This window comes from Sphingobacterium kitahiroshimense (assembly GCF_025961315.1).
GTDB classification, from domain to species: Bacteria; Bacteroidota; Bacteroidia; order Sphingobacteriales; family Sphingobacteriaceae; genus Sphingobacterium; species Sphingobacterium anhuiense.
The window spans coordinates 63,020-88,106 of record NZ_JAOQNK010000001.1 but is presented as its reverse complement, the minus strand read 5'-3'; the positions used below and the strand labels follow the sequence as shown (position 1 = coordinate 88,106).

26 protein-coding genes are annotated in these 25,087 nt (G+C 38.1%); 16 read left to right on the top strand and 10 right to left on the bottom strand.

Features of this window, described 5'->3' with window-relative positions; genetic code table 11:
- Window positions 1-37: 37 nt before the first annotated feature.
- The gene (locus tag M2265_RS00455; RefSeq protein ID WP_132768710.1) at window positions 38-2,416 is read right to left on the bottom strand and encodes a DUF3883 domain-containing protein; all 2,379 of its coding nucleotides are present in this window, start codon (window positions 2,414-2,416) and stop codon (window positions 38-40) included.
- Between the two features lie 238 nt (window positions 2,417-2,654).
- On the opposite strand from M2265_RS00455, the gene M2265_RS00450 reads away from it, so the two are divergent.
- From M2265_RS00450 to M2265_RS00410, 9 genes are all read left to right on the top strand, one after another.
- Window positions 2,655-3,920, top strand: a complete 1,266-nt coding sequence (locus M2265_RS00450) for a site-specific integrase (RefSeq protein WP_078704261.1) — start codon at window positions 2,655-2,657, stop codon at window positions 3,918-3,920.
- Window positions 3,921-4,585: 665 nt separating this feature from the next.
- On the top strand, window positions 4,586-4,963 hold the full coding sequence (locus M2265_RS00445) for a single-stranded DNA-binding protein (protein WP_113264893.1): 378 nt from the start codon (window positions 4,586-4,588) through the stop codon (window positions 4,961-4,963).
- Between the two features lie 44 nt (window positions 4,964-5,007).
- On the top strand, window positions 5,008-6,081 hold the full coding sequence (locus M2265_RS00440; RefSeq protein WP_113264894.1) for a DUF932 domain-containing protein: 1,074 nt from the start codon (window positions 5,008-5,010) through the stop codon (window positions 6,079-6,081).
- Between the two features lie 52 nt (window positions 6,082-6,133).
- On the top strand, window positions 6,134-6,733 hold the full coding sequence (locus M2265_RS00435; RefSeq protein ID WP_078704255.1) for a PRTRC system protein E: 600 nt from the start codon (window positions 6,134-6,136) through the stop codon (window positions 6,731-6,733).
- 27 nt (window positions 6,734-6,760) lie between these two features.
- The gene (locus M2265_RS00430) at window positions 6,761-6,979 is read left to right on the top strand and encodes a PRTRC system protein C (protein WP_037438461.1); all 219 of its coding nucleotides are present in this window, start codon (window positions 6,761-6,763) and stop codon (window positions 6,977-6,979) included.
- Window positions 6,980-6,996: 17 nt separating this feature from the next.
- Window positions 6,997-8,160, top strand: coding sequence for a hypothetical protein (locus tag M2265_RS00425; RefSeq protein ID WP_113264896.1), 1,164 nt, complete (start codon window positions 6,997-6,999; stop codon window positions 8,158-8,160).
- A complete protein-coding gene (locus M2265_RS00420) occupies window positions 8,157-8,876 on the top strand; it encodes a PRTRC system protein B (protein WP_120181048.1) in 720 nt (239 codons plus the stop codon). Before M2265_RS00425 ends, M2265_RS00420 begins: the two co-directional genes overlap by 4 nt.
- On the top strand, window positions 8,876-9,682 hold the full coding sequence (locus M2265_RS00415) for a PRTRC system ThiF family protein (protein WP_113264898.1): 807 nt from the start codon (window positions 8,876-8,878) through the stop codon (window positions 9,680-9,682). The genes M2265_RS00420 and M2265_RS00415 overlap by 1 nt, the downstream gene beginning before the upstream one ends.
- 475 nt (window positions 9,683-10,157) lie before the next feature.
- Window positions 10,158-11,693, top strand: a complete 1,536-nt coding sequence (locus M2265_RS00410; protein ID WP_073075561.1) for a SulP family inorganic anion transporter — start codon at window positions 10,158-10,160, stop codon at window positions 11,691-11,693.
- A 199-nt stretch (window positions 11,694-11,892) separates the two neighbouring features.
- On the opposite strand, the gene M2265_RS00405 is transcribed toward M2265_RS00410, so the two are convergent.
- Window positions 11,893-12,933, bottom strand: a complete 1,041-nt coding sequence (locus tag M2265_RS00405) for an IS110 family transposase (protein WP_073075575.1) — start codon at window positions 12,931-12,933, stop codon at window positions 11,893-11,895.
- A gap of 322 nt (window positions 12,934-13,255) precedes the next feature.
- Between M2265_RS00405 and M2265_RS00400 the strand changes: the two genes are divergently transcribed.
- Window positions 13,256-14,107, top strand: coding sequence for a hypothetical protein (locus M2265_RS00400; RefSeq protein WP_120181104.1), 852 nt, complete (start codon window positions 13,256-13,258; stop codon window positions 14,105-14,107).
- 2 nt (window positions 14,108-14,109) lie between these two features.
- On the opposite strand, the gene M2265_RS00395 is transcribed toward M2265_RS00400, so the two are convergent.
- From M2265_RS00395 to M2265_RS00360, 8 genes are all read right to left on the bottom strand, one after another.
- Entirely contained in the window at window positions 14,110-14,493 is a 384-nt protein-coding gene (locus M2265_RS00395; protein ID WP_078704250.1) for a response regulator transcription factor, read from the bottom strand.
- 271 nt (window positions 14,494-14,764) lie between these two features.
- Window positions 14,765-15,064 carry a helix-turn-helix domain-containing protein gene (locus M2265_RS00390; protein WP_132768711.1) on the bottom strand — a complete coding sequence of 100 codons (300 nt, stop codon included), beginning with the start codon at window positions 15,062-15,064 and terminating at the stop codon, window positions 14,765-14,767.
- Complete coding sequence (locus tag M2265_RS00385; RefSeq protein ID WP_078704248.1) at window positions 15,045-15,356, bottom strand: helix-turn-helix domain-containing protein; 312 nt, start codon at window positions 15,354-15,356, stop codon at window positions 15,045-15,047. Before M2265_RS00385 ends, M2265_RS00390 begins: the two co-directional genes overlap by 20 nt.
- Before the next feature lie 31 nt (window positions 15,357-15,387).
- Window positions 15,388-15,822: a hypothetical protein gene (locus M2265_RS00380; protein WP_132768713.1), complete on the bottom strand. Its 435-nt coding sequence runs from the start codon at window positions 15,820-15,822 to the stop codon at window positions 15,388-15,390.
- Window positions 15,823-15,852: 30 nt separating this feature from the next.
- Window positions 15,853-16,488, bottom strand: coding sequence for a conjugal transfer protein TraD (locus M2265_RS00375; RefSeq protein WP_078704228.1), 636 nt, complete (start codon window positions 16,486-16,488; stop codon window positions 15,853-15,855).
- A gap of 2 nt (window positions 16,489-16,490) precedes the next feature.
- Window positions 16,491-16,895, bottom strand: coding sequence for a DUF3408 domain-containing protein (locus tag M2265_RS00370; protein ID WP_078704227.1), 405 nt, complete (start codon window positions 16,893-16,895; stop codon window positions 16,491-16,493).
- Window positions 16,896-16,907: 12 nt separating this feature from the next.
- Window positions 16,908-17,675, bottom strand: a complete 768-nt coding sequence (locus M2265_RS00365) for a ParA family protein (protein ID WP_120180741.1) — start codon at window positions 17,673-17,675, stop codon at window positions 16,908-16,910.
- 290 nt (window positions 17,676-17,965) lie between these two features.
- Window positions 17,966-18,274, bottom strand: a complete 309-nt coding sequence (locus M2265_RS00360) for a hypothetical protein (RefSeq protein WP_131829027.1) — start codon at window positions 18,272-18,274, stop codon at window positions 17,966-17,968.
- Between the two features lie 101 nt (window positions 18,275-18,375).
- Between M2265_RS00360 and mobA the strand changes: the two genes are divergently transcribed.
- The 6 genes from mobA to M2265_RS00330 all read left to right on the top strand — a co-directional run bounded on the left by mobA (window position 18,376) and on the right by M2265_RS00330 (window position 25,018).
- The gene (gene mobA, locus M2265_RS00355) at window positions 18,376-18,807 is read left to right on the top strand and encodes a conjugal transfer protein MobA (RefSeq protein WP_088161961.1); all 432 of its coding nucleotides are present in this window, start codon (window positions 18,376-18,378) and stop codon (window positions 18,805-18,807) included.
- A 7-nt stretch (window positions 18,808-18,814) separates the two neighbouring features.
- The gene (gene mobB, locus M2265_RS00350; RefSeq protein ID WP_088161960.1) at window positions 18,815-20,101 is read left to right on the top strand and encodes a conjugal transfer protein MobB; all 1,287 of its coding nucleotides are present in this window, start codon (window positions 18,815-18,817) and stop codon (window positions 20,099-20,101) included.
- A 261-nt stretch (window positions 20,102-20,362) separates the two neighbouring features.
- Window positions 20,363-20,731 carry a DoxX family protein gene (locus tag M2265_RS00345; RefSeq protein WP_088161959.1) on the top strand — a complete coding sequence of 123 codons (369 nt, stop codon included), beginning with the start codon at window positions 20,363-20,365 and terminating at the stop codon, window positions 20,729-20,731.
- A gap of 157 nt (window positions 20,732-20,888) precedes the next feature.
- Window positions 20,889-22,892, top strand: coding sequence for a conjugal transfer protein MobC (mobC, locus tag M2265_RS00340; protein WP_198386151.1), 2,004 nt, complete (start codon window positions 20,889-20,891; stop codon window positions 22,890-22,892).
- A 186-nt stretch (window positions 22,893-23,078) separates the two neighbouring features.
- Window positions 23,079-23,753, top strand: a complete 675-nt coding sequence (locus M2265_RS00335; RefSeq protein WP_088161957.1) for a response regulator transcription factor — start codon at window positions 23,079-23,081, stop codon at window positions 23,751-23,753.
- A complete protein-coding gene (locus tag M2265_RS00330; RefSeq protein ID WP_165905844.1) occupies window positions 23,750-25,018 on the top strand; it encodes a sensor histidine kinase in 1,269 nt (422 codons plus the stop codon). The genes M2265_RS00335 and M2265_RS00330 overlap by 4 nt, the downstream gene beginning before the upstream one ends.
- The last annotated feature ends 69 nt before the right edge of the window (window positions 25,019-25,087 follow it).

The window sequence follows — 25,087 nt, the reverse complement described above, 5'->3', positions numbered from 1 at the left end:
TATTGTAGAATTATATCCTCCCGAACATATAATTAGTTTACAAATCATTGTACAATGCCAGACTCACAAATTCAATAATAGGATCAGCTGTCACATTATACACTCTGGCTATTAAATACTTTTCGGCATTCTCCATTAAGCTCAACTCATTACCCGAAATATATAGTGCTAGTTTCTCGATGTTTTTCCCATATGGTGTAGCTTTACTATCAACATAAATTTCTTTTCCTTCTTCAATAATCTTAAAATCATGATTCGTATAAGTAACTCCATTGATATTTCTCCAATAAACTTCAACAGAATCTGCAATCTTAAAACCGAAGTCTGTCTCTTCTAAGGGTTGATGATACTTGTTTGAATATATATTTTTCAACTTTTTAAGAACAGCTATCTCTCCCATTTTTCCTAAATCTTCATCTGACTGATTATAAAGCCTGTTGTTATTTCCCACATAACCTATTTCAAGTTCTTCAAGGTTTAAGAGATCTGAAGGAATTAGTGATATATCATACCCCTTCTCTTCTAGATATTCTAGACCATTAGTAAACGTCTCCAATAGCAATACGTTTAAGATCCGTTCAGCATAATTAACTTTTAAAAACCTGCCCAATGGGCCAACAAGACCATCAAGAACTCTAGGACTAAAACAGTCTCCTACATAATAAAAATCGTCACCCTCTGCCCATGAGCTTCTCTTCTGCTTATCTGAGTCATCGCCGTAGGACAAATAAATTTCAGCTGTTTGAAAAAATCTTATTTGGGACAACTTATTGCTTATCCGCTGGTATTCCAATTCCCAATCTTTATGGCTTTTTGACTTTTCAATTGAAACTAAAGCTACTAAAGCAGAGATATGTTTTATTTTACGCTTTAACGCCAAGATCTCAGTAGAATAATTTGGTATTTCCGCACGAATAATATCAATTATGTTTACGCCAAAAATTTTCATTAACTCAACAATACTCGTTTTTTGAGAGGATGAATAAACTAAGTTGGCCGCGCTAAATCCTTCAACTGTAATTATAGTTAATTCACTGGCATAAAGAAAATCAATACCATTTTTGGCCAATAGCTTATTGCTTTTGCTCCATAAACTAATTTTATCTTTATCAGACTCATGAAGTAATTCACTACTCATTTTTTCATAGATTAGATCAATACGACCCTTATCATCCTTATTCAATTCCCCTCCACTTGATGAGTATTTCTTCCATATTTCACTTAGAACAAGTAAATAATCGTCGATACTCAAAATTTCCTTAAAGTTTAAGAACTCTTTCCACTCGGGAGACAATACACTCCTGTAGTCCAAGACATTGAGATAACCGCTTCCAATACTGATATTGTCTTCGGTATTTAGTATTATTTCAGCAGCTTTTTTACATTCGTTATTTACTGTTGGAAAAATAGCTAAATTTTCAATTAGCCATTTACTGTAATTAGCAGGGCAACCATAACGTTCTAATGTTTCTTGGCCTATAAATTTATTTATAAAGCCAAATGATCCGCTAACACCCATTGCATAATTTGGTTTTAAATCCAATGGTGTTAAAATCGAAAATACCCGTTCAAATAATAGTTTGGAAAACGAATATGAATTAGCAAGTCCTAAAAAAGTAAGGCTATAAATAAAGGTGCTTGCAGGATAAAACTTATATTCACCAGAACCATACGTCCACCCACTATAAGAATTGTTATAAATATTTCCTGCGGTTTCTTGAATTTTGTTCAAAAAAACCGCATCGTGGCGGTTTATCCAATTTTCTTTTCTACTGAAATTTATTTTCTCTCCTATAACACCTACGTCCTCTTTAATACCAATCTTGATGAAAAAGCTCCCCCATTCTCTTTTGTCTATACTTTTTTCAATATAGTCTTTTGAAAGGTAAATATCGTTCTCAAATAAATGCTCAATCTTCAATTTAGGCTCATAGATATTAGAAAGATAAGCTGCTGAGGCTGGCAATAATTTACCTGATGAAGTAAGAATAGGTAAATTTTGTAGATCTGAATAATGAGAATCTCTCAGAATCTTATTAAGATGAGCTTTGAATATGTAGCGGCCTATTTCAATTGCATTACTTACAGTAACAAATTCATTTCCTCTTTGGATAATAGTTTTTTCAATAAACACCAATGAAGATGGCTCCTTTATATTTATCCGATGGGTAAGCCAACTCTCTATACCCCAGCGCCTCTTAATTTCGTCCATAACAAGGTGGTGAACCACACTAATTTTATCTACAAACTCTTCAGCATATTCTTTTGCAGGGAAATAGATGTCATTAGGGGATTTCAATTTTTCGTTTTCATCAAAAATAAAAGGAATATTTTTCAGTTTTTCATTAAAAGTATTTTTATTAATTTCCCCATCGATAGCACATTCTTTTTCATAAAAAAGATTAGTAGAAAGCAAAAATAAGCAAAACGGTTAAAACCGTTTATATACAATGCTTTATAAAACAGTAGTCTTAGTTTGGAACTCGGTGTCTGATAGGTTTTGGTCTTAAAAATACAAAGATAGGTTACTAATTCGTTACCGATTAGCAAAGGTAATTAAAGGTGTAACAGATTATATTTCAGTGTTTTGCCCTATTTTTCATATTCCCTTGTAACTCAATACAATTTAATTTTAAACATTAAACATTTGAGTTATGGAGCAGACAAAAAAATCTACGTTCAAATTACTTTTCTACCTGAAAAAGAACGAGCCGAAAAAGAACGGTAATGCCCCGATTATGGCACGTATTACTATTGATGGAACACCTAAGACTTTAGGAACAAAGTTAGAAATCAACCCAAATAATTGGGATTTAAAGTATGGAAGAGTTGAAGGCAAGAGTGCAAAAGCACTAGGTATTAACCAAAAATTGGATAATATACGGGCACGTATTGATACCCTTTATGAAGATATGCTGAAACACGAGGGTTTTGTAACGGCACAAAAGCTGAAACTTGCATTTCTCGGTGTTGGTATTATGGAAGATTCCTTGCTGAAAGTCTTTAAGAAGAACAATGACGATTTTGGGAAAATGGTAGTACAAGGAGAACGCTCCGAAAGTACCTACTACAAATACAAAATTGTCTATAACCACGTTACTGAATTTATCAAAAGCAGGTATCATCGTGATGACATGGCGTTCAGGGAATTGACGTGTGATTTTATCAGAGAGTTTGATTTCTTCCTTAGAATAGACAAAAAGTGCACACACAATACTGTTTGGGTATATACTATGCCACTCTATCGTGTTGCGGAAATAGCTGTCAAAAACGGTCTTATCAGGAAAAATCCTTTTGAAGATTATGAAATAGCGATGAAGGAAAATGACCGTAGCTATTTACTCAAGGAAAACGTTGAGTCCCTGTTATTACACAATCCTTCAAAACAAAATTATGAAATTGTAAAGGATCTTTTTGTATTCAGCTGTTTTACAGGACTATCTTATATAGATATTAAACAACTTAAAAGTACTAACATACAATCCTTTTTTGATGGTCACGATTGGATTATAAGCCGAAGACAAAAATCTGATGTTGCCTCTAATGTTAGGCTTATGGAAATACCCAAACGTATTATTGAAAAATATAAAGGTACTACCCGAAATGATTTTATTTTTCCTGTTCCAACTAATAAAATTTGTAATAGCCATATAGACAAACTTGTTCAAGAATTAGAGATTGTTACAGAACAAAAAGTAACCTTTCACACCGCAAGGCACACATTTGGAACAATGTTTTTAACAGAGGGTGTACCCCTTGAAAGCCTTAGCAAAATGATGGGACATAAAAACATTTCTACCACTCAAATCTATGCCAAGATTACCAGTCAGAAAATTAGCAAGGATATGGATTTGGTATCGCATAAATTTGCAGGAATGGAAGCCGCATTTTCTGAAATGGAGAAAGAGGTTATCATTTAGAATTTATATACACACAGAGCGAAGCAGGATTATGTCCTGCTTTTTTTATGCCCATACTTAATCCTCAAAAGCACATTTATTCCTCCAGCACCCATCCCATGCAATAAAAGAGCTTTGGCAGGATGACTTAATAAACCATACTGAAAAACTATCCAATCTTATCCCTCAACAAATATTTTCAGTACCGTTTACGTGGCCTCCAAAGCCACAATACTTTGAGATACTAAAATAAATTCTGCTAAATGTAATTGCAGGTTTTGTAATCATAAGGCCATTTCCTCAATGCCTTTTTCAAGTGCTTCCACATGATTTTTTATTCAAGAACCGATATGCTTTTTTGTTCCATTTCAAGAGCAAAGGTATTTCCGTGTTCTTAACGCAGAAACAAGGTCGTGCCTTCCTGGTTTGCAAAAAAAATCTCCACCCATTCGGGTCGTATTTTTTTGACAAAACCTTGTTCCTGCTAAACACTAACCTTTTTATGCTCGTGAAACGAAACAAAGCATACTCCGGCTCTTTAGACGAATAAAAAAAATGTCAGAAATGAAAAAATACAGCATTGGAAATGGCAAAAGAGTGAAACGAAACTTCAGCACCTCCTCTCATTGCCGAATAAATCAAGGGAAAAATCAGAACAAAATTAATAACGCAAAAAAGTAGAAATCATGAACATTACAGGAAGACTGACAAGAGATGCGGAAGTACGCACAACGTCACAGGACAAACAAGTAGTAAATTTTTCAGTAGCGACCAACGACAGCTACCGTAACAAACAAGGTGAGCGTGTAGAGCAAACAACCTATTTTGATTGCTCCTATTGGATAACCCCAAATGTAGCCAAGCTACTTACAAAAGGCACTTTGGTAGAACTATCGGGAAGAGTAAGTACAAGAGCGTGGACAGGCAATGACGGAGAGCCAAGAGCAGGACTGAATTTCCATACCTCACAAATCAAACTGCACGGCGGTGGCAAAAAAACGGAAACGGTACAAGCCACCACAGGCACAAACAATAATAAGACAGAAGACGACCTACCATTTTAACAACGAGTATTCAATCATTTTTTAACATCAAAATTTTAAGCATTATGGCACATAATATCAATTTCAACGAGAGAACAGGACGTTATTCATTTTTTAGCGTTCAGCAAAAAGCGTGGCACGGTTTGGGGCAAATCGTAGAACAGTACCCGACAAGCGAAGAAGCTATCAAGCACGCAGGGTTAGATTACGAAGTCGTAAAATCCCCACTATTTACAAAAGGTTCGGGCATTATCGAAACGGCTAACGGTATTGAGATAGGCAGTAGTGAATTGGAAGTACCTAACTATTTTGCTAACATACGCACCGATAACAATGCAGTATTGGGAGTAGTCGGAAAGGATTACCACATAGTACAAAATCGTGAAGCCTTTAATTTCTTTGATGCAATTGTAGGTGGTGGCGAGGGTATTCTCTATGAAACCGCAGGAGCATTAGGAAACGGAGAACGTATTTTCATCACAGCCAAATTGCCTGACTACATCCGTGTCGGTAATGGCGATGATGTTACGGAAAAGTACATCTTCCTAACCACTTCGCACGATGGTAGCGGAAGTATCACAGCCGCATTTACTCCTATCCGTATAGTTTGCCAAAACACCTTAAACGCTTCGTTACGCAGTATGACCAATGTGGTTCGTATCAAACATACTTCGGGAGCAAAACAACGTATAGAAAATGCCCACAAGATTATGGGACTTGCCAACACATTGAGCAACCAATTAGAGGGAATTTTCAATGAGTGGGCAAAAGTGAAGGTAACAGACCAAGAGGTTAAAAAGCTAATCCAATTGGCACTTTGCCCGAATAAGGAAACCTTTGATTTGCTAAAAAAGGGTGCTATGGATGAAATTTCCACCGTGTTCAAAAATACCGTTGAGGACGCATTTGCATACGCAATGATAAGCGATACACAGCAAATGGACACAACAAAAGGCACTTTGTTCGGAGCGTATAACGCTGTTACAGGCTACTATCAGAACGTGAGAAATTACAAGAATGACGAAGCCAAATTACAAAGCATTGTATTGGGTGGTACTGCTCAACTCAAATCACAGAAAGCATTTGACTTGTGTAATGGTTTTGCTTTAGATGGTGCAGAAATCCTAAACCTTAATTAAATAACAACAGGCTACCGCCTTAATCGGTGGTAGCCTACAAAATTTCATAACAATGAATACAAATTTTTTCAACCAGATACAGCAGTTGGACTTTACAGGAGTATTACAACTGAACATTTCAAAAGGAATAGAAAGCAACCTAATCGTAACAGTATTGCTTAACAACGAACAATGCGGAGATAGTGCCAAAAACGGTATTCCCCCATTGACATTTAACGCCACGCCCCAAGAGTTTGACGAGGGATTTTTTGAACAGATTACCAAACCTATACAAAAAATATCAGGCTTAATGGTGGATATGGAAAAATTCTTAAAGCAATTGGAAGAAGTTAAAAAACAATCGGCAATCGAGAAAGAAAAAGCCGAAAAGGAGAAAAAGGAAAAAGAAGCCAAAGACAAGAAATTTAAAGATGCTATAGTAAAGGCTGACGAGTTGGAGAAAGAGGGTAAGTTCCGTGAAGCGTGGATGAAAGTACCCGATATAACGGAGTTTCCCGAAAAAGCGGACGAGATACGCAAACGCAAAACATCATTATCCGACAAGTTTGCCACACCGAGCCTTTTCGGAACAATGGAAGAAGCACCACATGAATCGCCAGAGGAAGCAGTTACTGCCGATTATCCTATTGATGAAGCGGACGAAGAAGAATAAAAGTGTTAACCCCAAAATCAGAAAGTTATGTTATTAGCAACGCAATTAGAGCGAGTTTTCATACTCAAAGATAAAGGACAGGACATCAGACTGACCGACCCCGAACCACGTTGGAGCGTGGAAGCCGTAATGAATTTTTACGCCAATATGTACCCGATTTTGACAACCGCAAAAGTATCAGCACCACAAATAAAAGATGATGCAGTCGAGTACAAATTTGAGAGCGTAATGGGTACGAAAGGTTAAACCAAAATTTTAAAACGATGAATTATGCAACGCAACATCATATCGGGAACTATCAGCATACCCGAACAGAAACGACAACGGCAATTGCACCGACAGTTGGGCGAGTTTGCCAATTGGATGCAAAGACCAAAGGATGCAAACCAAGTGCAGAAAGACAAGCAGAAGTCCGTACCGATAGCAATGCTACCAATGGTATTTTAAAGTGTACGTTTCTGCCAAAACTGAAAACAGCAAAATCCGTACAGGCTTGTCAGAAAACGGAGAGGGATTTTCACAAGTCCCTTTCCAAACTTGCCGAGCATCACAGCATTGAGCCAATGCAGACCCAAGATTTTGAGTTTCCATACAATATAGTATTGTCTATGTGGGATATGGAAACCAAAGTAAAACGTACCAATATCAATTGGGAAGGTTTTAAATTGATACAGGATAGCAAGAAAACCTACTTTACAAGTGAGGAACGGTACAACACAGGTACAACCTTGTATTACATTCCAGTTGTGCCACTCTTTCAAATACTCAAAGACCAGAAGCGTAAAAAGACCGCACAGCTTTTACTATCAGTATGCAGTTATCTGTACCACATTGCCCAAATTCCCTATTACAGACAAGAAGAAAGTTATTTGTATTGGCTTTACGAAATGATGAACGATTGGGTTGAACAGGACGAGGAAACGGCAGAAACCGAAACCAACAAACGTGAGTTGAGAAATGCCGAATACATTGGCGATAAGGTGGAACAGAAGTTATTCAACCTCATCAATCTAAAGGTATTTGAAAAGCGTTTGAACCGATTTAAAAGTGTTGATACGTTCGATAGCGAATGTTGGAAAATTGCTCGCAATGCGTTTGCCCTTTATACTGAATATCCAAGCGAAAATATTTTCAGAAACGCAACATTGCCCGAAAAAGACCCTTATGATAATGACGAGAATGAAATAATCGGAATGGAAAAGTACATTTCATTTATTGCAGATACTAAAGGCTGGTTATACGAAAGTCTTTCAGATACAATCAACAATGAATTTAACGAGTACGGAGCAATGGAAGAGCCAACTATTTCCAAGCAATTTGACGGAAGCGAAATACCAACAGCCAACCTCGATTTTGAGAACCGTTTGTTTGATTTATTAAATGATTTGAGTGGATTATTATACGAATACAAAACGATAGAAAAATGAACACAACAACAGATATAACAGACCATTTCGGAACATTGTACCACCCAAAATCTGCTTTGGTTTTCTACGAAGCCAAAGGAACAGATACCGATATGTACGTGGAGCATTTTGATATGGATAGCAATGGAACGCCTATAAATGCCCACCCACTGACAGTAAAAGAAGCTAACATTTTGGCAAAGGCTTTACAGACGGATGAAGAAAAAAACACAGCCTTTTTAAAGCCAAAGGGAATTTTGCCTACCAACATTCTGCATATTAATCCGAGCGAAAAAGGTACGGTGCTATGGTACACCAAAACACAGCAAAGGCAGATATATTTTGTGGATAGTTTGGGCATACCCAACGGAAAGGCACAAGTACCGCCAATGCTTTGGTTAGCGAGCAAAAGCAGTCTTACGGTATTTGCTTTGGCAAGCGACAGAAGACCTACCGAGAAAACGCCATTGCATTACGTCCCATTTTTCAATATCTACGAAAAAGGCAACGTATGTATGGGTACTGTTAGTATTGACATTAAAAATTCGGCTTCGGTTGAGGAATTTATACAGGCTTGGGAACATTATTTTTTCAATTCCTATTTCAGCCATTCATTATGCGAAAACTTGACGAAAAAAAACATTGTAAACCTTTGGAAAGACCTTATCAACACAGACAAACCCTTTCCTAAAGAAGTATTAAAAAAGAACAACAAAACCCTTAAAAATCTATTGTGATGAATACAGCAAAAACAGCAATCCATTTTACGGACAATTATCTGCTAAATCCGACAAACCCGATTTCGGTAAACCTTATCGGAGCAGGTGGCACAGGCTCAAAAGTATTGACCGCTTTAATGGAAATAAACGAAAGTTTGATAGCATTAGGACACGCAGGGTTGCAAGTCCGCCTTTGGGATGATGATGTTATCACGAGTGCTAATTTAGGCAGACAGCGTTTTGCAGAAAGTGAAACAGGATTATACAAATCCGTTGCCTTGATCAATCGTTGCAACCGTTGGGCGGGTACAAATTGGAAAGCCGAAACGATAAAATTTGAAAAGGACAAGTTTGGGAGAATGCCCGAAAAAGCAAGGGCAATCATTACCATTACTTGTGTGGATAATGTACAGGCGAGGTTTGGCGTTGCTGAAATTCTGAAAGAACTAAGTTACCGCAGACACTATCAAGATGAGCCGAAATATTGGTTAGACTTTGGCAACAGCCAGCATACAGGACAAGTGCTACTATCTACTATCGGAGAGATAAAGCAACCCAATTCCGAGAAATACCAAACGGTGGCAAGCCTGCCATTTGTTACCGATGAATTTGGCGAATTGCTGAAGCAATCCGAACAAGAAGACAACACGCCAAGTTGCTCCCTTGCCGAAGCATTGGAATACCAGGACTTGTTTATCAATTCCTCATTGACACAAATGGGTTGTTCCTTATTGTGGAACTTATTCCGCAGAGGAATGACCGAATACAAGGGATTTTTTCATAATCTGAAAGATTTCCGTACCCACCCGATAAAAGTCGCCTGACCCGAAAAATCGGGCGGGCAAAAATGCAATTCCTCACTTTGGTCGGAAACGCATTTTTGCATTTAGAATAGGTGCAACCCCCTTGTCAAAATGCACCACTACACAATTCCCTTTCCTTACATTTTACCAAACAGGTTGCGAGTTTCTGCTTGGGATATTTAGTATCCCATTTGTTGTATTTAGCACTGACTTCTTTTCTTTTCACACAGCGACCAAAGAAAAGATTCTGTGTTGTAAAACAAATTTTTTTAGTTTTATTTCGTGTTAAATTGTGTACAATAACTATAAATTGTACTTTTGCACCACTCAATGAAAAGAACAGTACAAATATCATCCCAAGTTACTCCGCCTTGATCTTAGGCTAACTGTTATATTTCCCAATTTTAATTTATTGGTTTCTCTGTCGTACCCGAAGGTTTTACTTGCGTGTACCTACTTTTCTATTTACATTTTACAACTTTAAACATAAATCTTTATGCAGAAAATTATCAATTTGTTTGATTTCAAACAGAAAATTAATTACAAAAATGAAATTCTTGCGGGTCTTGCAGTGGCTATGACCATGATACCTGAGTCTTTATCCTTTGCTATTCTGGCAGGGCTTTCGCCTTTGACAGGGCTTTATGCAGCGTTTTTAATGGGCATTGTTACTGCAATCTTGGGAGGCAGACCCGGAATGGTTTCCGGAGGTGCTGGAGCAACGGTAGTCGTACTTATTGCACTGGCTGCATCACATGGTGTGGAATATCTTTTTGCTGCGGTTATATTAGCAGGTCTACTGCAATTTTCAGTAGGAATTTTTAAGCTGGGTAAATTTGTCCGCTTGATTCCACAACCGGTAATGTATGGTTTCTTAAACGGTCTTGCAGTAATCATTTTTATGGCACAGGTAGCTCAATTTAAAGTTGTTGAAAACGGGATAGAAGGTTGGATGCAGGGACCGGCGCTTTATCTAATGGCTGGATTGACATTATTAACTATAGCTATCGTATTTATATTGCCAAAATTTACAAAGGCGGTTCCAGCATCTTTAGTAGCAATAATAGTTGTCTTTGGTATTGTATATTTTTTCGGCATTGATACTAAAAAAGTAATTGATATCGCCTCTGTAGGAGGTTCTTTACCTTCATTTCATATCCCTGCTATTCCTTTTAGTCTGGAAACATTGAAAATTATTTTCCCTTATGCCTTGGTAATGGCAGGAGTTGGATTGATTGAAAGTCTGTTAACGCTTAATATGGTTGATGAAATAACCAGCACAAAAGGACAATCTAACCGTGAGGCTGCCGCACAGGGCATAGCCAATATCACCAACGGTTTCTTCGGAGGAATGGGTGGATGTGCAATGGTTGCTCAGACTTTAGTGAATATCGGAGCTGGAGGAAGAGCCAGACTTTCTGCAATAGTTGCCGCTATAGCAATCTTATTGATCATTCTGGTTGCAGGTCCTGTAATCGAGCAAATTCCAATGGCGGCATTAGTCGGGGTAATGATGATGGTAGCTATAGGCACATTTGAGTGGGTCAGCTTTCGAATTATTAATAAAATGCCTCGACACGACATTTTTATTGGTATGCTGGTAGCAGTTATAACTGTACTATTACACAACTTAGCTTTAGCCGTTTTGATAGGTGTAGTTATTTCAGCTCTTGTATTTGCCTGGGAAAGTGCCAAACGAATACGTGCAAGAAAGTATGTAGATGAAGATGGTGTAAAGCATTACGAAATTTTTGGCCCGCTGTTCTTTGGCTCAGCTATGGCATTTACAGAAAAATTTGATGTTGTAAACGATCCCGATGAGGTGATAATAGATTTCAAGGAAAGCAAAGTTGTAGATATGTCCGCAATTGAAGCCTTGAATAAAATTACAGAGAAGTATCACAAGGAAGGTAAAAAATTACATTTACGTCATTTAAGCCAAGATTGCAGACAGTTACTGAAAAATGCTGAAACAGTTATAGATGTGAATATTATAGAAGATCCTACCTACAAAGTAATGACTAATAAGTAACATTGGTATAATTAAGTCTACATCGAAAGCTATCAGATTTTTTTCTATAGTTTTCGATGTTTTTTTATGAATTTAAGCCTTTTACTTTTATACTGAGGTTAAATACTAGATTTGAATAAACGCAAAAATGGTTCGGAGGTTATAAGCTAAAGCTAGCCTCTAAAATAAATTATCGGTAAAGAATTAAGCTTCCCCTTGTTTATTCCGTTACTTCCTGAAACGGAATGATTTGATACTGGTGTTCTGACTTATAATAAGAATTGTTTTTCCATAAGATAAAAGTCAATTCTAGCAGTTTTCTTTGGATGGCAACTATAGCCTTCATTTTGATACCATGTTTTGATACCAATCTTAAGAAAATATCTCTGAACCTTTCATCAGTCCTAATTGCAGCTAATGCTGGAAAGTGCATTACCTTTCTTAAATTCCTATTACCCCGCTTGGAGATTCGAGGTTTGGATTTCACTGAGGTTCCAGATATCTTTTCTCTTACATCTAAGCCTGCATAACTAACCAACTGTCTTTTATTCTTTATTAACTCGAATCCATTTGTTTCGGCTATAATCGTTACAGCAGTTAGATTTCCAATTCCGGGAATAGAAGATACCATTTTCATCTTTTCCACTAGAGTTTGATCTTCTTTGATAAGTATAGCAATTTCTTCTCTTATCTCTTTTTCCTGCAAATCAATAAGTGCTATTCTTTTTTTAGTTCGTTGCACTGAGTTTTTACTTGATGTTGCGGAAGTACGTTCTGCATGCAGTTGATTTTTTAACATTGTTCGCTCCTGTACTAACTGCTCACGTTCCCGACAAAGCTGTCTCAGATCATTAAATATTTTTAAAGGAGGTAGCCAAACTTCCAACTTCCTTTCCAAACCGAATCTCGCAATGGCTTGTGAAGCACTCTTGTCAGTTATAGTTTTTATGTCAAGTGTTCGGGCATAATTACTGATCTTGTTTGGCAAAACGATACTTACTTGTTTTTTAATATTGCAAAGATAGTAGGCTAAGGATTCATGGTAGACTCCTGTAGCTTCCATTACGTAACGTACTTCAGTTGTAATTGACGTCTGCTTATTTACCCATGATACAAGACTTGAAAACCCTTTTTTAGTATTGGGAAATACTTTGTAGGCATAGACTTCTATGCTAATCTGCTCATCCATTCTACCAAGCGATACAACTAATTCATTTTGTGCAACATCAATTCCTACTGTCTGCTTTAATAATACCTTCATCTTATCTGGTTTAGGTAAGTGATAACCTTTCTTCATCTTTTCTCCTGACTGGATATACTGGCTATAAGACTCATTATAATGAGCAAATTCCTTACATTCTGTTCAGATTCTAAAAGGTTAAAGAAGAGGAGGCAGTCTCTTTTCTTGAATATACCATAAGGCTATTTAAAGCAAAATCTGCTCTCGCCCTTCTTCACTTAGATTATATTATACAAACATAGGAGAAGCAAAAGAACGTCGCATGATTAGATTTGATCGTCACATTAAAAATCGCGCCATATTATTTTTTAAATTTGACTATATCCTAAATAAAATAGACAATATGGAAAAAGCAGAAAAAATAAAGCAATTATTATCAAATCAATTTGAACAGGATTTATTTGAAGCTTCACTTGCTAGCCTAAATGATCGAACAAACAAACTTCGCTTTAATAATTTTGCATACTCTATAAGGGAGTTATCACGACATTTTTTATATAACCTTGCACCTGAAGAACGTGTGAAAAATTGTGTTTGGTTTAGTCCCGAAACTACTGACGGAAAGCCTACAAGAAACCAAAGGATTAAATACGCAGTTCAAGGTGGAATAGAAGACGCTTTATTAGATAGCTGGGGATTTGATGTTGACGAACTTAAAGACATGATAAAGGAGGTAAAAGAAACAATCAATACTTTAAGCAAGTACACTCATATTAATCCTGAGGTGTTCGATATTAGCGATTCTGAAGTTGAGCGTATGAGCCAAGATGTACTTAACTCCTTCATTGCTTTAGTAGAAACAATTGAGAACTATCGTGAAGATCTTAAACAATTCCTTGATGGACATATTGAAGAGCATATGATATCATCCGTTGTAACTAATTTTTTTGAGAATGTTGATCGGCTCGCACCTCATCATTCATTGGAATATAGTGAGGTGTCAGAATATCATATTTCAGAAATTAATGAATATGAAATTGTAGTGGAAGTCTTTGGAGATTTACATGTGATTCTTGAATATGGATCTAATAGAGAAAGACGTGAAGGTGATGGATTAGACTTGCCAGAAACATTTCCTTTTGAAACGAAGATACGCTATCAAATCGATGATGATTTTCCATCCACTAAGTTTGAGGTTGATGATTACGATGTAGATACTTCAAGCTGGTATGGAGATGATGAAGATGAAATATAGTCTTAAGCGTTGAAAATCAATTTCTTAAAATTCATAGTATCACTACCAACAAGAAGGTAACTTGAAAACCCTATATTTAAAATTGCCTTTCCTACTTTCTCATCATCAATATCACTATGGGCAATCAGTTTTATGGTTGGATATTTTGTCCTCAATTCTTGAAGCTGTGTCAGCACGTTCTTGTCGTAAAAATCAAGGTCAATAATGCAAACATAGGGAAGTTCATTCAATGAAAACAATTGCGATAGTCCATCTTCAATGCTTTCCGAACGAAATAAGACTTCAGTTCCTGAAGCGACAAGGTCTTGGCAGATACCATTTAAAATAGGGCTTTTGTCGTTGATAAATGCGAGAGTGATTTTTTGTTGTGCTGTACCAGTTTCCATAATATTGTCAGATTTTGAGTTAATGGAGTTTCCTGCACAAAAAGAAAGCGCAGGCAACTACACTTACCGCACATTGAGGTACTGGTATACCCGACAACGAATAAGCGAGCGCCCACGCCTATGGCATGAGCGTTCTTCCTTATCGTCCCGTTGTCTAAAAATTACCAGTTTTCAATGTGGGACTTAAAGTAAAAACACTTTAAGATTCTATATTTTATATAGCAAATATACTAAACTCATTCCTTTTTGAACAGATATAAGATACAAAAGGTTACCGTAAGCCTGTTTTATTGACTATATAATTCTGTTCCAAGATAGTCACGATATCACTTTCCTTGTAGATGATCTTTCCGCCAATCTGTATAAATGGCAATATATTATCATCACGGTACTGCTGTAAAGTCCGTTTGCTGATATGCAATAACCGGCACATATCCTCGCCGGATAGGTATATTTCTCCATTCATTACAGGACGGTAGTTTTTCAATATTTCTTCAATACGGTTTCTCAACTGCATTATTATCTCCTGATGGGCGATGATTTCTTCGGCTTCATTCGTCAGTAAATCCATTGTCATTGTTATTGTACGGCTGTCCGGCTTCGAGTAAAGCCTGTACGTCCGATCGTTTGTAATAATTCTTGCGGTTCAGTTTGGAATATGGCAATAAGCCTTTGTCCTTGTAGGTCTGCAAAGTCCGTTTGGTAATATCCATCATCAGGCACACTTCCTGGTTATCGAGCCACTTTTCTTCTTTGAAAATCGGAGTGTATTTCTGTACAACATTTTCGGTCATTTCCAAAAGTTCCCATAGCTCATTCTTCATTTCGTCCAATGCGGATTTTTGTATTGCAATAACTTCCATAGTTTGCTTGTTTTTTCCGTGGAAGTCTAAATTAAAGAGGCTTAATGCAGTTTTGGCAGTTGTGGTATTGATTGGCTTTGAAAGGAAGTGTTTGGCTTAAAACTAGGCTATTATCATGCTTTCTATTCCATCCCACTATATCCAATTCATACTGATTGGGAAACTGCACTATGATAATATCAGTAGGCAGTTCGGTCATTTTAGAAACATCGTCCTGTTGAAATTCGCGTTTTGTTGGATTATAGGGAATAACAAATGCCCGTCTGTCACGATCATAGTAGTCTTTTATTTCAGTAAAGTCTATGCCTTTGGATATAAAGTCGTCCTTTGGCCGTAGTTTGTTCATGCGTAAATCCACATAGAATGTATGACCTGCAATATCAATAGTAGGTAGTATGCCTTTATTCAAACGCAGATCAAGCAAACTGCCCGGTTCTATATTAGTATTTGGCAATCCATTTTCCATATTTTCTTATTTTAAAAGACAAAGGAAAGTCTATACAAACTCCCCAATGTCAAAATCACTCAAATCACTTTTCCGCAAAGTGGAAGAACTGTCTTCCGTTTCAGATGAAAGGGTGCTATCCAAAAGCTCGGCTATTCTTCGGGAAGCATCTTCCATAGAATTTTCCAATAGGCTGAATAATTCGGTTCCCTGTATTTTTTGAACTATGGCTATCGCTGTTTCCTTTTGGGCTGGTTCCAATTCTTCTTTTTGGAGCAACACCCCCACGGAGCTTAGTTCTTCAAAGGTAACCCCTTGGGCAAAACCGTCATCACCACCGGATATTCCGTACCTGTTCCATTCTTCTTCCTCTTCTTCCAAATCAGGTATCTTTCTGAAAACTTCGTCCAGCTCTTCCTGCGGAATTTGAATACCTACGTTTTCATTTTCGTCGTATTCAATGTCTAAATTAGCAGGGTTTATCTCCGGTTCCTGAATTTGGCGTTCAGTGGCAGTGTTTGGCACTGAAAGGCGTTCTACGGGTTTTGGTTGGCCCATAATATCGGGCAGGTTCGGATTGACTTTCTTCTGCGGAGGTTCTTGTTTCGACCTTTTATGAATGACAATCTTATCCTGCAATAGCAGTACAATGACAATCAGCAGGCATATCACAATTACTATTTCCATAGCTACAAAATGGGTTTAAAATGGTCGTTGAAATAATCGGTAATATCGTCCCCGTACTCTCTGAAATGATGTTCAAGAATGTTGTCAATGTAAGAGTAAAGCGTTGTTCTTTCCTCTCTTGTCAGTTGCACGATGCGGAGCAATCTTTCGTGGTATTCAGGGCGTATGTAAACTACCTTGCCGTTACGCCCCGATGGAAACCGATTGACCAAAAATGTTTCCTCGTAGTCCGCTTTCTTTGATGAACTGTTACGGGCTTTTTCCCTGGGCTTTGTTTCCTTTGGTACATCCTGCTTTTTGTTATTGCTCGGTGGAGCAACAGGCTCATCGCCGCTTATGACGTTCATAAGGTATTCCTCATCAACATTGGGCTTTTCAAAATCGTTGTTTTTGTTATCTGAAGCCATACTTTACTATTTTTATAGATGAGTGATTTTTAAAAATTCCTCGACAAACAAATCCATTTTAGTTGCTTTCATTAACTGTGGTTCGGCAGGCAGCAAACTTGACCGGAATACATAACTACCTGTATCGTCTGTTTCCTTTCGGAAACGCTTGCTATCCATTATCCTTGTTTCCATTATGGGCAGGTTGAGTTCCTTGATGACACTTTGATACACATCATACAAACCTGTTTTTTCCCTGCCGTCCACCTGGTTCCAAAACAGCCACATCTCTTGTTCGGGATTGCCCTCGTCCGTTTGGGGAAGTCCGAGAAAGGCTTTGGTAAAGCCCAATGTACTTTCCACTACCAAACGGTCGGCAGTAATGGGCGAAAAGATGAAGTCCATTTTTTTTAAAGTGGTCAAAACGCCTTTAGTATTGGCTGTTCCCGGCAGGTCGAAGAAGATCACATCTGGCACAACCGCCGACTGGCTTCTGTATTCCGATGCTTTCTCCAGAGCCGTTTCAGCTTTACATTTAATAATCGGGTACGCTTTTTTGTTGATTGCTTGAAACTGCTTCATTGCCGCTTTTTTATGGTAGTCGTTCTGCATTATGGTTCTCTTATCCCGTTCACGCATATTGGTCAGGCTGTGTTGCGGAAAGTCGCAGTCCATCACCAGCACATTAAAACCTAAACGGTAGTGAAGCACACTTGCCAGTAAAGTGGTCATTGTAGATTTTCCCACACCGCCTTTTTGGGTGGAGAAGCTGATTTTTAAAGTTTTCTTTGTTGTTTCCATTATTTAAAAATTTATTGTTACACACTTTATTTGTTTTGCAGGATTGAATATTGGTTTATCTGATTATTACCTCATTCCTATATTCCTGCATTCCCTTTTGGGTACTTTCCTGCATAGGTATCTGCTTTCATTTTTGCCTTGTAAGGCACATTCTTTAGCAAGTGGCAAAACTTGCAACAGGTAAATTGCTTTACCGCTTTTATGCTTTTACACTTTTATTGTTTTATGCTTTTAAAACCCTATGCTTTTATTCCAAACCGCTTGTTTGCAAACCTGATTTTCTTCTTTGTTTAGATACATTTTTTACTACCTGCACTAAAATTATACGGCAAATAAAGCGATTGATTTGCCCGCTGATTGCGGTGTGGCAGTGTTTGGCGTTCAAAGGCAGTGTTTGGCACTGCTATACAGTACAATGCTTTCGTAAACAGGGCTTTACTTTGTACAATGATTTTTATTAATGGATTTATGCAAAATTCTTTTGACAAATCGGAGGGCAACGGGAACGGCATCGAGCCGTTTTTCCCTGTTACATTTAATCCGTCCCGCAGGGCGGATTTTTGTGTTCGACAGAACACGGCAAGTTGTGTTTTGAGCATCTCGGAATGATTTCCGATGCTCAAAACAACTTGCCCTTTGCAGGGGGCAGAAAACACCTTCCGAAGTCAGGGTTTTGTATGGATTTTAAAATGGATTAGTGATGAACGATAATAACAAAAAGCAATTGAAAAAGACCGGACGCCGCCCCAAAGAAGACCCGGCGACCATCCGCTATACGATTTCCTTTAACGAGCAGGAACACGCCCGCTTTCTTGCCCTTTTTGATAAATCAGGTATGCAGGTAAAGGCGCATTTCATAACGTCCTGCATCTTTGACAAGACCATAAAAACCATTCAGATTGACAAGGGAACGGTTGATTTTTATATGCGGCTGACCTCTTTTCACAGCCAGTTCCGTTCCATCGGCGTGAACTATAACCAAATTGTAAAGCTGCTGTACAAGAATTTTTCCGAGAAAAAAGCCGCAGCGTTCCTGTACAAACTGGAAAAACAAACGGCTGAAATGGCGATGCTATGCCAAAAAATCATTCAGCTTACCGAAAAATTTGAGGAAGAATACCTAAAAAAATAATGTAATAGTGATAGCAAAAATTGGAAGAAGCGCAAATTTATATGGGGCATTGGCATACAATCAGCTTAAAGTAGAGAATGAAAACGGGCAGATTTTGTTTGCCAATAAGATGATTGAAACCGCAAGTGGTCATTATTCCGTGGCACAATTAGCCCAGTCTTTTGCGCCTTACCTGATAGCCAACCGCAATACCGAGAAACATACATTGCATATTTCGCTCAATCCTGACCCGAATGATAAGGTAAGTGATGACAAGTTTAGGGAAATGGCAGAACAGTATATGCGGGAAATGGGTTACGGCGAACAGCCTTTTGTCGTGTTCAAACATACCGATATTGACCGCAGCCATATACACATTGTATCGGTTTGCGTGGACGAGCAGGGTAAAAAGATTTCGGATAAATTCGAGAAAATGCGGTCTATGAATGTATGCCGTGAACTGGAAAGACAACACGGATTGATACCTGCAACCGACAAGGAGCGCAACCAAACGGATAAGGTTTTCCGTCCGGTAGATTATCGGGCAGGCGATGTAAAGAGCCAAATTGCTTCGGTCGTTCGCCACCTGCCGAATTATTACCAGTACCAAACTTTGGGCGAATACAATGCCCTGCTTTCCCTGTTCAATATTACCACCGAGAAAATCGAGGGCGAATTGCAGGGAAAGATACAGCAGGGCTTATTGTATATCCCGCTAAATGAAAAAGGCGAAAGAGCCGGGCATCCGTTCAAGGCTTCGCTTTTCGGAAAGAGCGCAGGGCTTCCGGCTTTGGAATTGCATTTTGCGAAATGCAAAACGGCTTTGAAAGATAGCCCTACCAAACAGACCCTAAAATCTGCCGTTACCATTGCCCTGAAAACCACGAGCGATGAACAGGCATTTAAAAAGCAGTTAGCGGAACAGGGTATTAACGTAGTCGTGCGCCGGAATGATACAGGGCGCATTTATGGTATCACATTTATTGACCACAATTCCAAAGCGGTTTGGAACGGTTCACGTTTGGCAACAGAACTTTCTGCCAACACCTTTAATGATTATTGGAACAATAACATCAAACCCGATATTAAAGAACCTGCCGTTTTACAACCTAAATTATCCACATCAAATGATGCGGATCTTCCTGCGGAAGAACCACACCATTTGTTCGACTTCTTAACTACCGACAAACACGAAGACGGTTTGATTGAAGCACTGGGCGGCTTACTGCCCGAAGCCCAGGGCGAAGATTACGAAGAACAGGAGTTTGCCAATAAGATGAAGAAGAAGCGCAAACGCCAAAGAGGTCAGAAGTAACTCAAACTCGTCATTCTGCAAACGTTTAACAGCATCAGCTTTTTACTATCTTTGCAAACTCTACCACAAATAGAACCATAAATGGAAGATATTAATCTTTGGTTAGACCAACCCAAAAAGGGTTAATCAGCAGTTAAAAATAAGGAGGTTTTGCTATGCGAAATCTTTTGGAGAGCAGCTTTGATTTTTTCAAGGCATATAACCTCTTTGCTCATCCATCAATATTTTCAACGACTATTTTTAACTTGATAAAGAACAAAAATGAATACAATTTTGTGGATAATACAGGCGCTTCTCGCTGTATTTTTTATTATGCCGGGTTTAGGGAAAATTACAGGCAGCAAAGAAAAGCACGTCGCAGACGGGCATTTAAAATCAAACAACTCTATCGTTCCAATCCGAATATTAGGAGTTCTTGAATGGTTAGGCTGTATCGGCATTATAATCCCGTGGCTTATTGGCATTGCACCGATACTAACACCTATGGCAGCAGCGGGCTTTTGTTTAATTATGATAGCAGGTATGGTTGTTCATACTAAAAAACAAGAATACAAAATGCTCCCGATGTTGATTGTTGTTTTTCTACTTTCAGCAGTTGTGGTATATTTTAGGTTCGCAGCGTTAGTATAGTAATTGAAAAAACATCCGAATAGAAAAGGTAGCGATTTGCTACCTTTTTCATTTTACACTAATCAGCCAAATACTGCCACAGAACGCCACTGGCTGCCACATTATTAGAGCCACTGCATAGAGCCTTTAAATTCACGCCCGAACATTAAAACTTAAAATAATGCAGGGAGAAGACGATTTAAGAGGGCTTGCCAAAATAATGGCTTTTATGCGGGCAGTCAGTATTCTTTTGGTGCTGATGCACCTTTATTGGTTCTGCTACGGTTTCTTTTTAGAACGTGGTTGGACATTGGAAGTAATCAATAAGATATTAGGCAATTTCGACCGGACGGCGGGCTTGTTTTCACACACCCTTTATACCAAAGCATTCGCTTTGGTTTTACTGGCTTTAAGCTGTTTAGGAACAAAGGGCGTAAAGAACGAAAAGATAACCTGGTCTAAAATTTACGTGGCGTTGGGCGTTGGCTTTGTGCTGTTCTTCCTGAACACACCATTGCTAAAGTTATCTCCGGCAATAGGCACATTCCTGTATATCCTTACTATCTCGTTAGGTTATATCGCTTTGCTGATGGCGGGCGTATGGATGAGCCGCTTGCTCCGTACCAACTTAATGGACGATGTTTTCAATAACGAGAACGAGAGCTTTCAGCAGGAAACCAAGCTGATGGAAAACGAGTATTCCGTCAACCTGCCCACCAAATTTTACTACAAAGGCAAATGGAACAACGGTTGGATAAACATTGTAAATCCTTTCAGGGCATCAATCGTGTTGGGTACTCCTGGTTCCGGTAAATCTTATGCCATTGTGAACAACTACATCAAGCAGCAGATAGAAAAAGGCTTTAGTATGTACATCTACGATTTCAAGTTTGACGACCTTTCGACTATCGCCTACAATCATTTACTGAAGCACAGGGATAAGTACAAAGTTCAGCCGAAATTTTACGTGATAAATTTCGACGACCCACGTAAGAGCCACCGTTGCAACCCACTCAATCCCGATTTTATGACGGACATATCAGATGCTTACGAAGCGGCATATACCATAATGCTGAACCTCAACAGGTCGTGGATACAGAAGCAAGGCGATTTCTTTGTGGAAAGCCCAATTATCCTTTTGGCTGCTATTATTTGGTATCTGAAAATTTACGAGGATGGAAAGTATTGCACGTTCCCACACGCTATCGAATTGCTGAATAAAAAGTATTCGGACGTATTTACGATTTTAACCTCATACCCCGATTTGGAAAATTATTTATCGCCCTTTATGGATGCGTGGCAGGGCGGCGCACAAGACCAGTTACAAGGTCAGATAGCATCGGCAAAAATTCCATTGTCAAGAATGATTAGCCCGCAGCTTTACTGGGTTATGACAGGCGATGATTTTACGCTTGACATCAACAACCCGAAAGAGCCGAAAATTTTGTGTGTGGGTAATAATCCCGACCGTCAAAATATTTATTCCGCAGCTTTGGGTTTGTACAATTCGAGGATTGTAAAACTGATTAATAAAAAGGGACAGTTAAAGAGTTCCGTTATCATAGATGAGTTGCCCACGATTTATTTCAGGGGACTGGATAACCTTATCGCAACGGCGAGAAGTAATAAAGTAGCGGTATGTTTGGGCTTTCAGGACTTTTCGCAATTAACAAGGGATTACGGCGACAAAGAGAGTAAGGTAATACAGAACACCGTCGGCAATATATTCAGTGGTCAGGTGGTTGGAGAAACAGCAAAGAGCCTATCAGAACGCTTTGGTAAAGTGTTGCAGAAACGCCAAAGTATGACCATTAACCGCAACGATAAATCTACCTCTATCTCCACACAGTTAGACAGCCTTATTCCGGCTTCTAAAATTTCAACGCTTACACAGGGTATGTTTGTCGGTTCTGTATCGGATAACTTTGATGAACGTATCGAGCAAAAGATATTTCACGCCGAAATTGTAGTGGACAATGAAAAGGTAGCCGCCGAAACAAAAGCCTATCAAAAGATACCGCAAATCTTATCTTTTGTAAATGAGCAGGGCGAGGACAAAATGAAGCAGGAAATTGAAAGCAATTACAAACAGATAAAATCAGACATCCTGAATATTGTTGTAAGTGAAATGGAGCGTATCAAGAATGACCCCGATTTACAGCATTTAGTGCAGCAGGGATAATTGGAAATGCTAAAAACAGCTTTAAACTCAATCTTCAATTTAGTCCTATGCCAATATATTTAGTATTTTTGTATAGAGAAAGGAATTGTAAAAAACACCATTAGAGTAGAAGGTTAATAATTTGTTCTACGCCGGGCAGATTCATCTCTCCAAAAATTCTACAAAATTGAACATCTAAATTGCGGCATGAACATATTAATCATAGAAGACGAAAAAGAGCTATCCCAAAATATAGCGACCTATCTTAAAAGCGAAAATTATGTCTGTGAGATTGCCTCGAATTATCATGAAGCAATCTCCAAAATAGACATTTATGATTATGACTGCATTCTCCTTGATTTGATGTTGCCTGACGGTGATGGTCTGAAACTATTGGAGATATTACGAAAAGAAAATAAACAGGCAGGGGTTATCATTATTTCTGCAAAGGATTCTATTGATGATAAGATAACAGGTTTAAAACTTGGAGCCGATGATTACTTGCCGAAGCCTTTCCATTTATCCGAATTGGGGGCAAGAGTATATTCAATCATAAGAAGAAAACATTTCGGAAGTTCAAATAGTGTCGATATAAATGAACTGCATATAGATTTGCTTGCAAAAACTGCCAGCGTACATAATCAACCCATACTATTGACCAAAAAGGAATTTGACCTTTTACTTTTTCTGGTTGGTAATAAAAACAGGGTCATATCCAAAGCTGCTTTGGCAGAGCATCTTTCCGGCGATATGGCTGATATGATGGACAATTATGATTTTGTCTATTCGCACATAAAAAATTTAAAAAAGAAACTTGCTGAAGCTGGCTGCGATGATTACATAAAAACCAGCTATGGTATGGGATATAAATGGGAAGCATGAACCGATTATTAAACAAAACACTATTATACTATTCTTTCTTTGCAACCATTATCCTGTTGTTGAGCGCACCGTTTATATACTGGACAATGGAAAGCCTGTATAAAGATGATGTGGACGAGGCTATTTTGCTGCGCAGGGATGAATTTGAAATAAACAATCGGAAAACGCTCCATATTAGTGATATTCCGGTATGGAATAAGTTCAACCGTGATATCCGCATTTTACCCGATACCGTAATTCAAAGCCCTAAAGACAGTATTATCCAACAGATATTTTATGATGAATTAGTTCCCGAATGGGAGCCTTATCGTGTCTTATATAAAGACGTTTCCATTGAAGGGAAACCGTTTGTTTTAATGATACGGTTAAATCTTGTTGAATCGGAAGATTTGATAAGAACGATTGTAAGGATATATCTCGGAATCCTTTTTGCCTTGCTTTTGGTTATCTTTTTCATTACGTTATTTGTTTCTAACAGGCTTTGGAAGCCCTTTTATGCGACCCTACGCCAAATTGAGCAGTTCAATATAGAGTTAAATAAGCTACCCCAATTTCCTGATACAAAAATCAAGGAATTTAATCAACTTAATAACAGGCTTACAACGCTGATACAGCAAAGTGTTCAATCTTATATCACTCAAAAAAAATTTACACAAAATGCCTCCCATGAACTGCAAACGCCTTTAGCCGTATTGCAATCTAAACTTGATTTATTGCTTCAGGACAATTCATTGCAAAAAGGACAGTTACAAATCTTGCATTCGTTGTACGAATCAGTTTCCCGGCTTACACGGATTAATAAAAATCTTTTGCTGCTGGCAAAAATTGAGAACAACCAATTTGCGGAGTTTTCTTCGTTTACGGTTAACGATATTGTGAGTGAAGTAATTCCCTATTTTACCGAGCAGGCAGATAGCAAAAAGCTAACAATAGAAACAACGTTTAAAAATATAATCAGCCTGAAAGCAAATAAAATATTAACGGAGCTATTAATCAATAATCTTTTCCTGAACGCTATCCGGCATAATATAGAAAAAGGAAAAATTACCCTCACATTGGACACAGGTCGTTTTATTATTGCTAACACCGGAATAGACCAGGCTTTGGATGCTGAAACGATATTTGAACGTTTCAAAAAAAATTCAACAGATACCCGCAGTAGCGGACTTGGACTGTCCATTGTAAAAGAAATATGCGACCTTAATAACTGGACTATCAGTTATACTTTTAAGGATTCTACCCATATTTTCACTGTCCGTTTTTAAATCCAGAAATTCTACAAAATGTGTAGGATAATTTTGTACTAAAAGTTTTACCACTAAAACAATATTAGA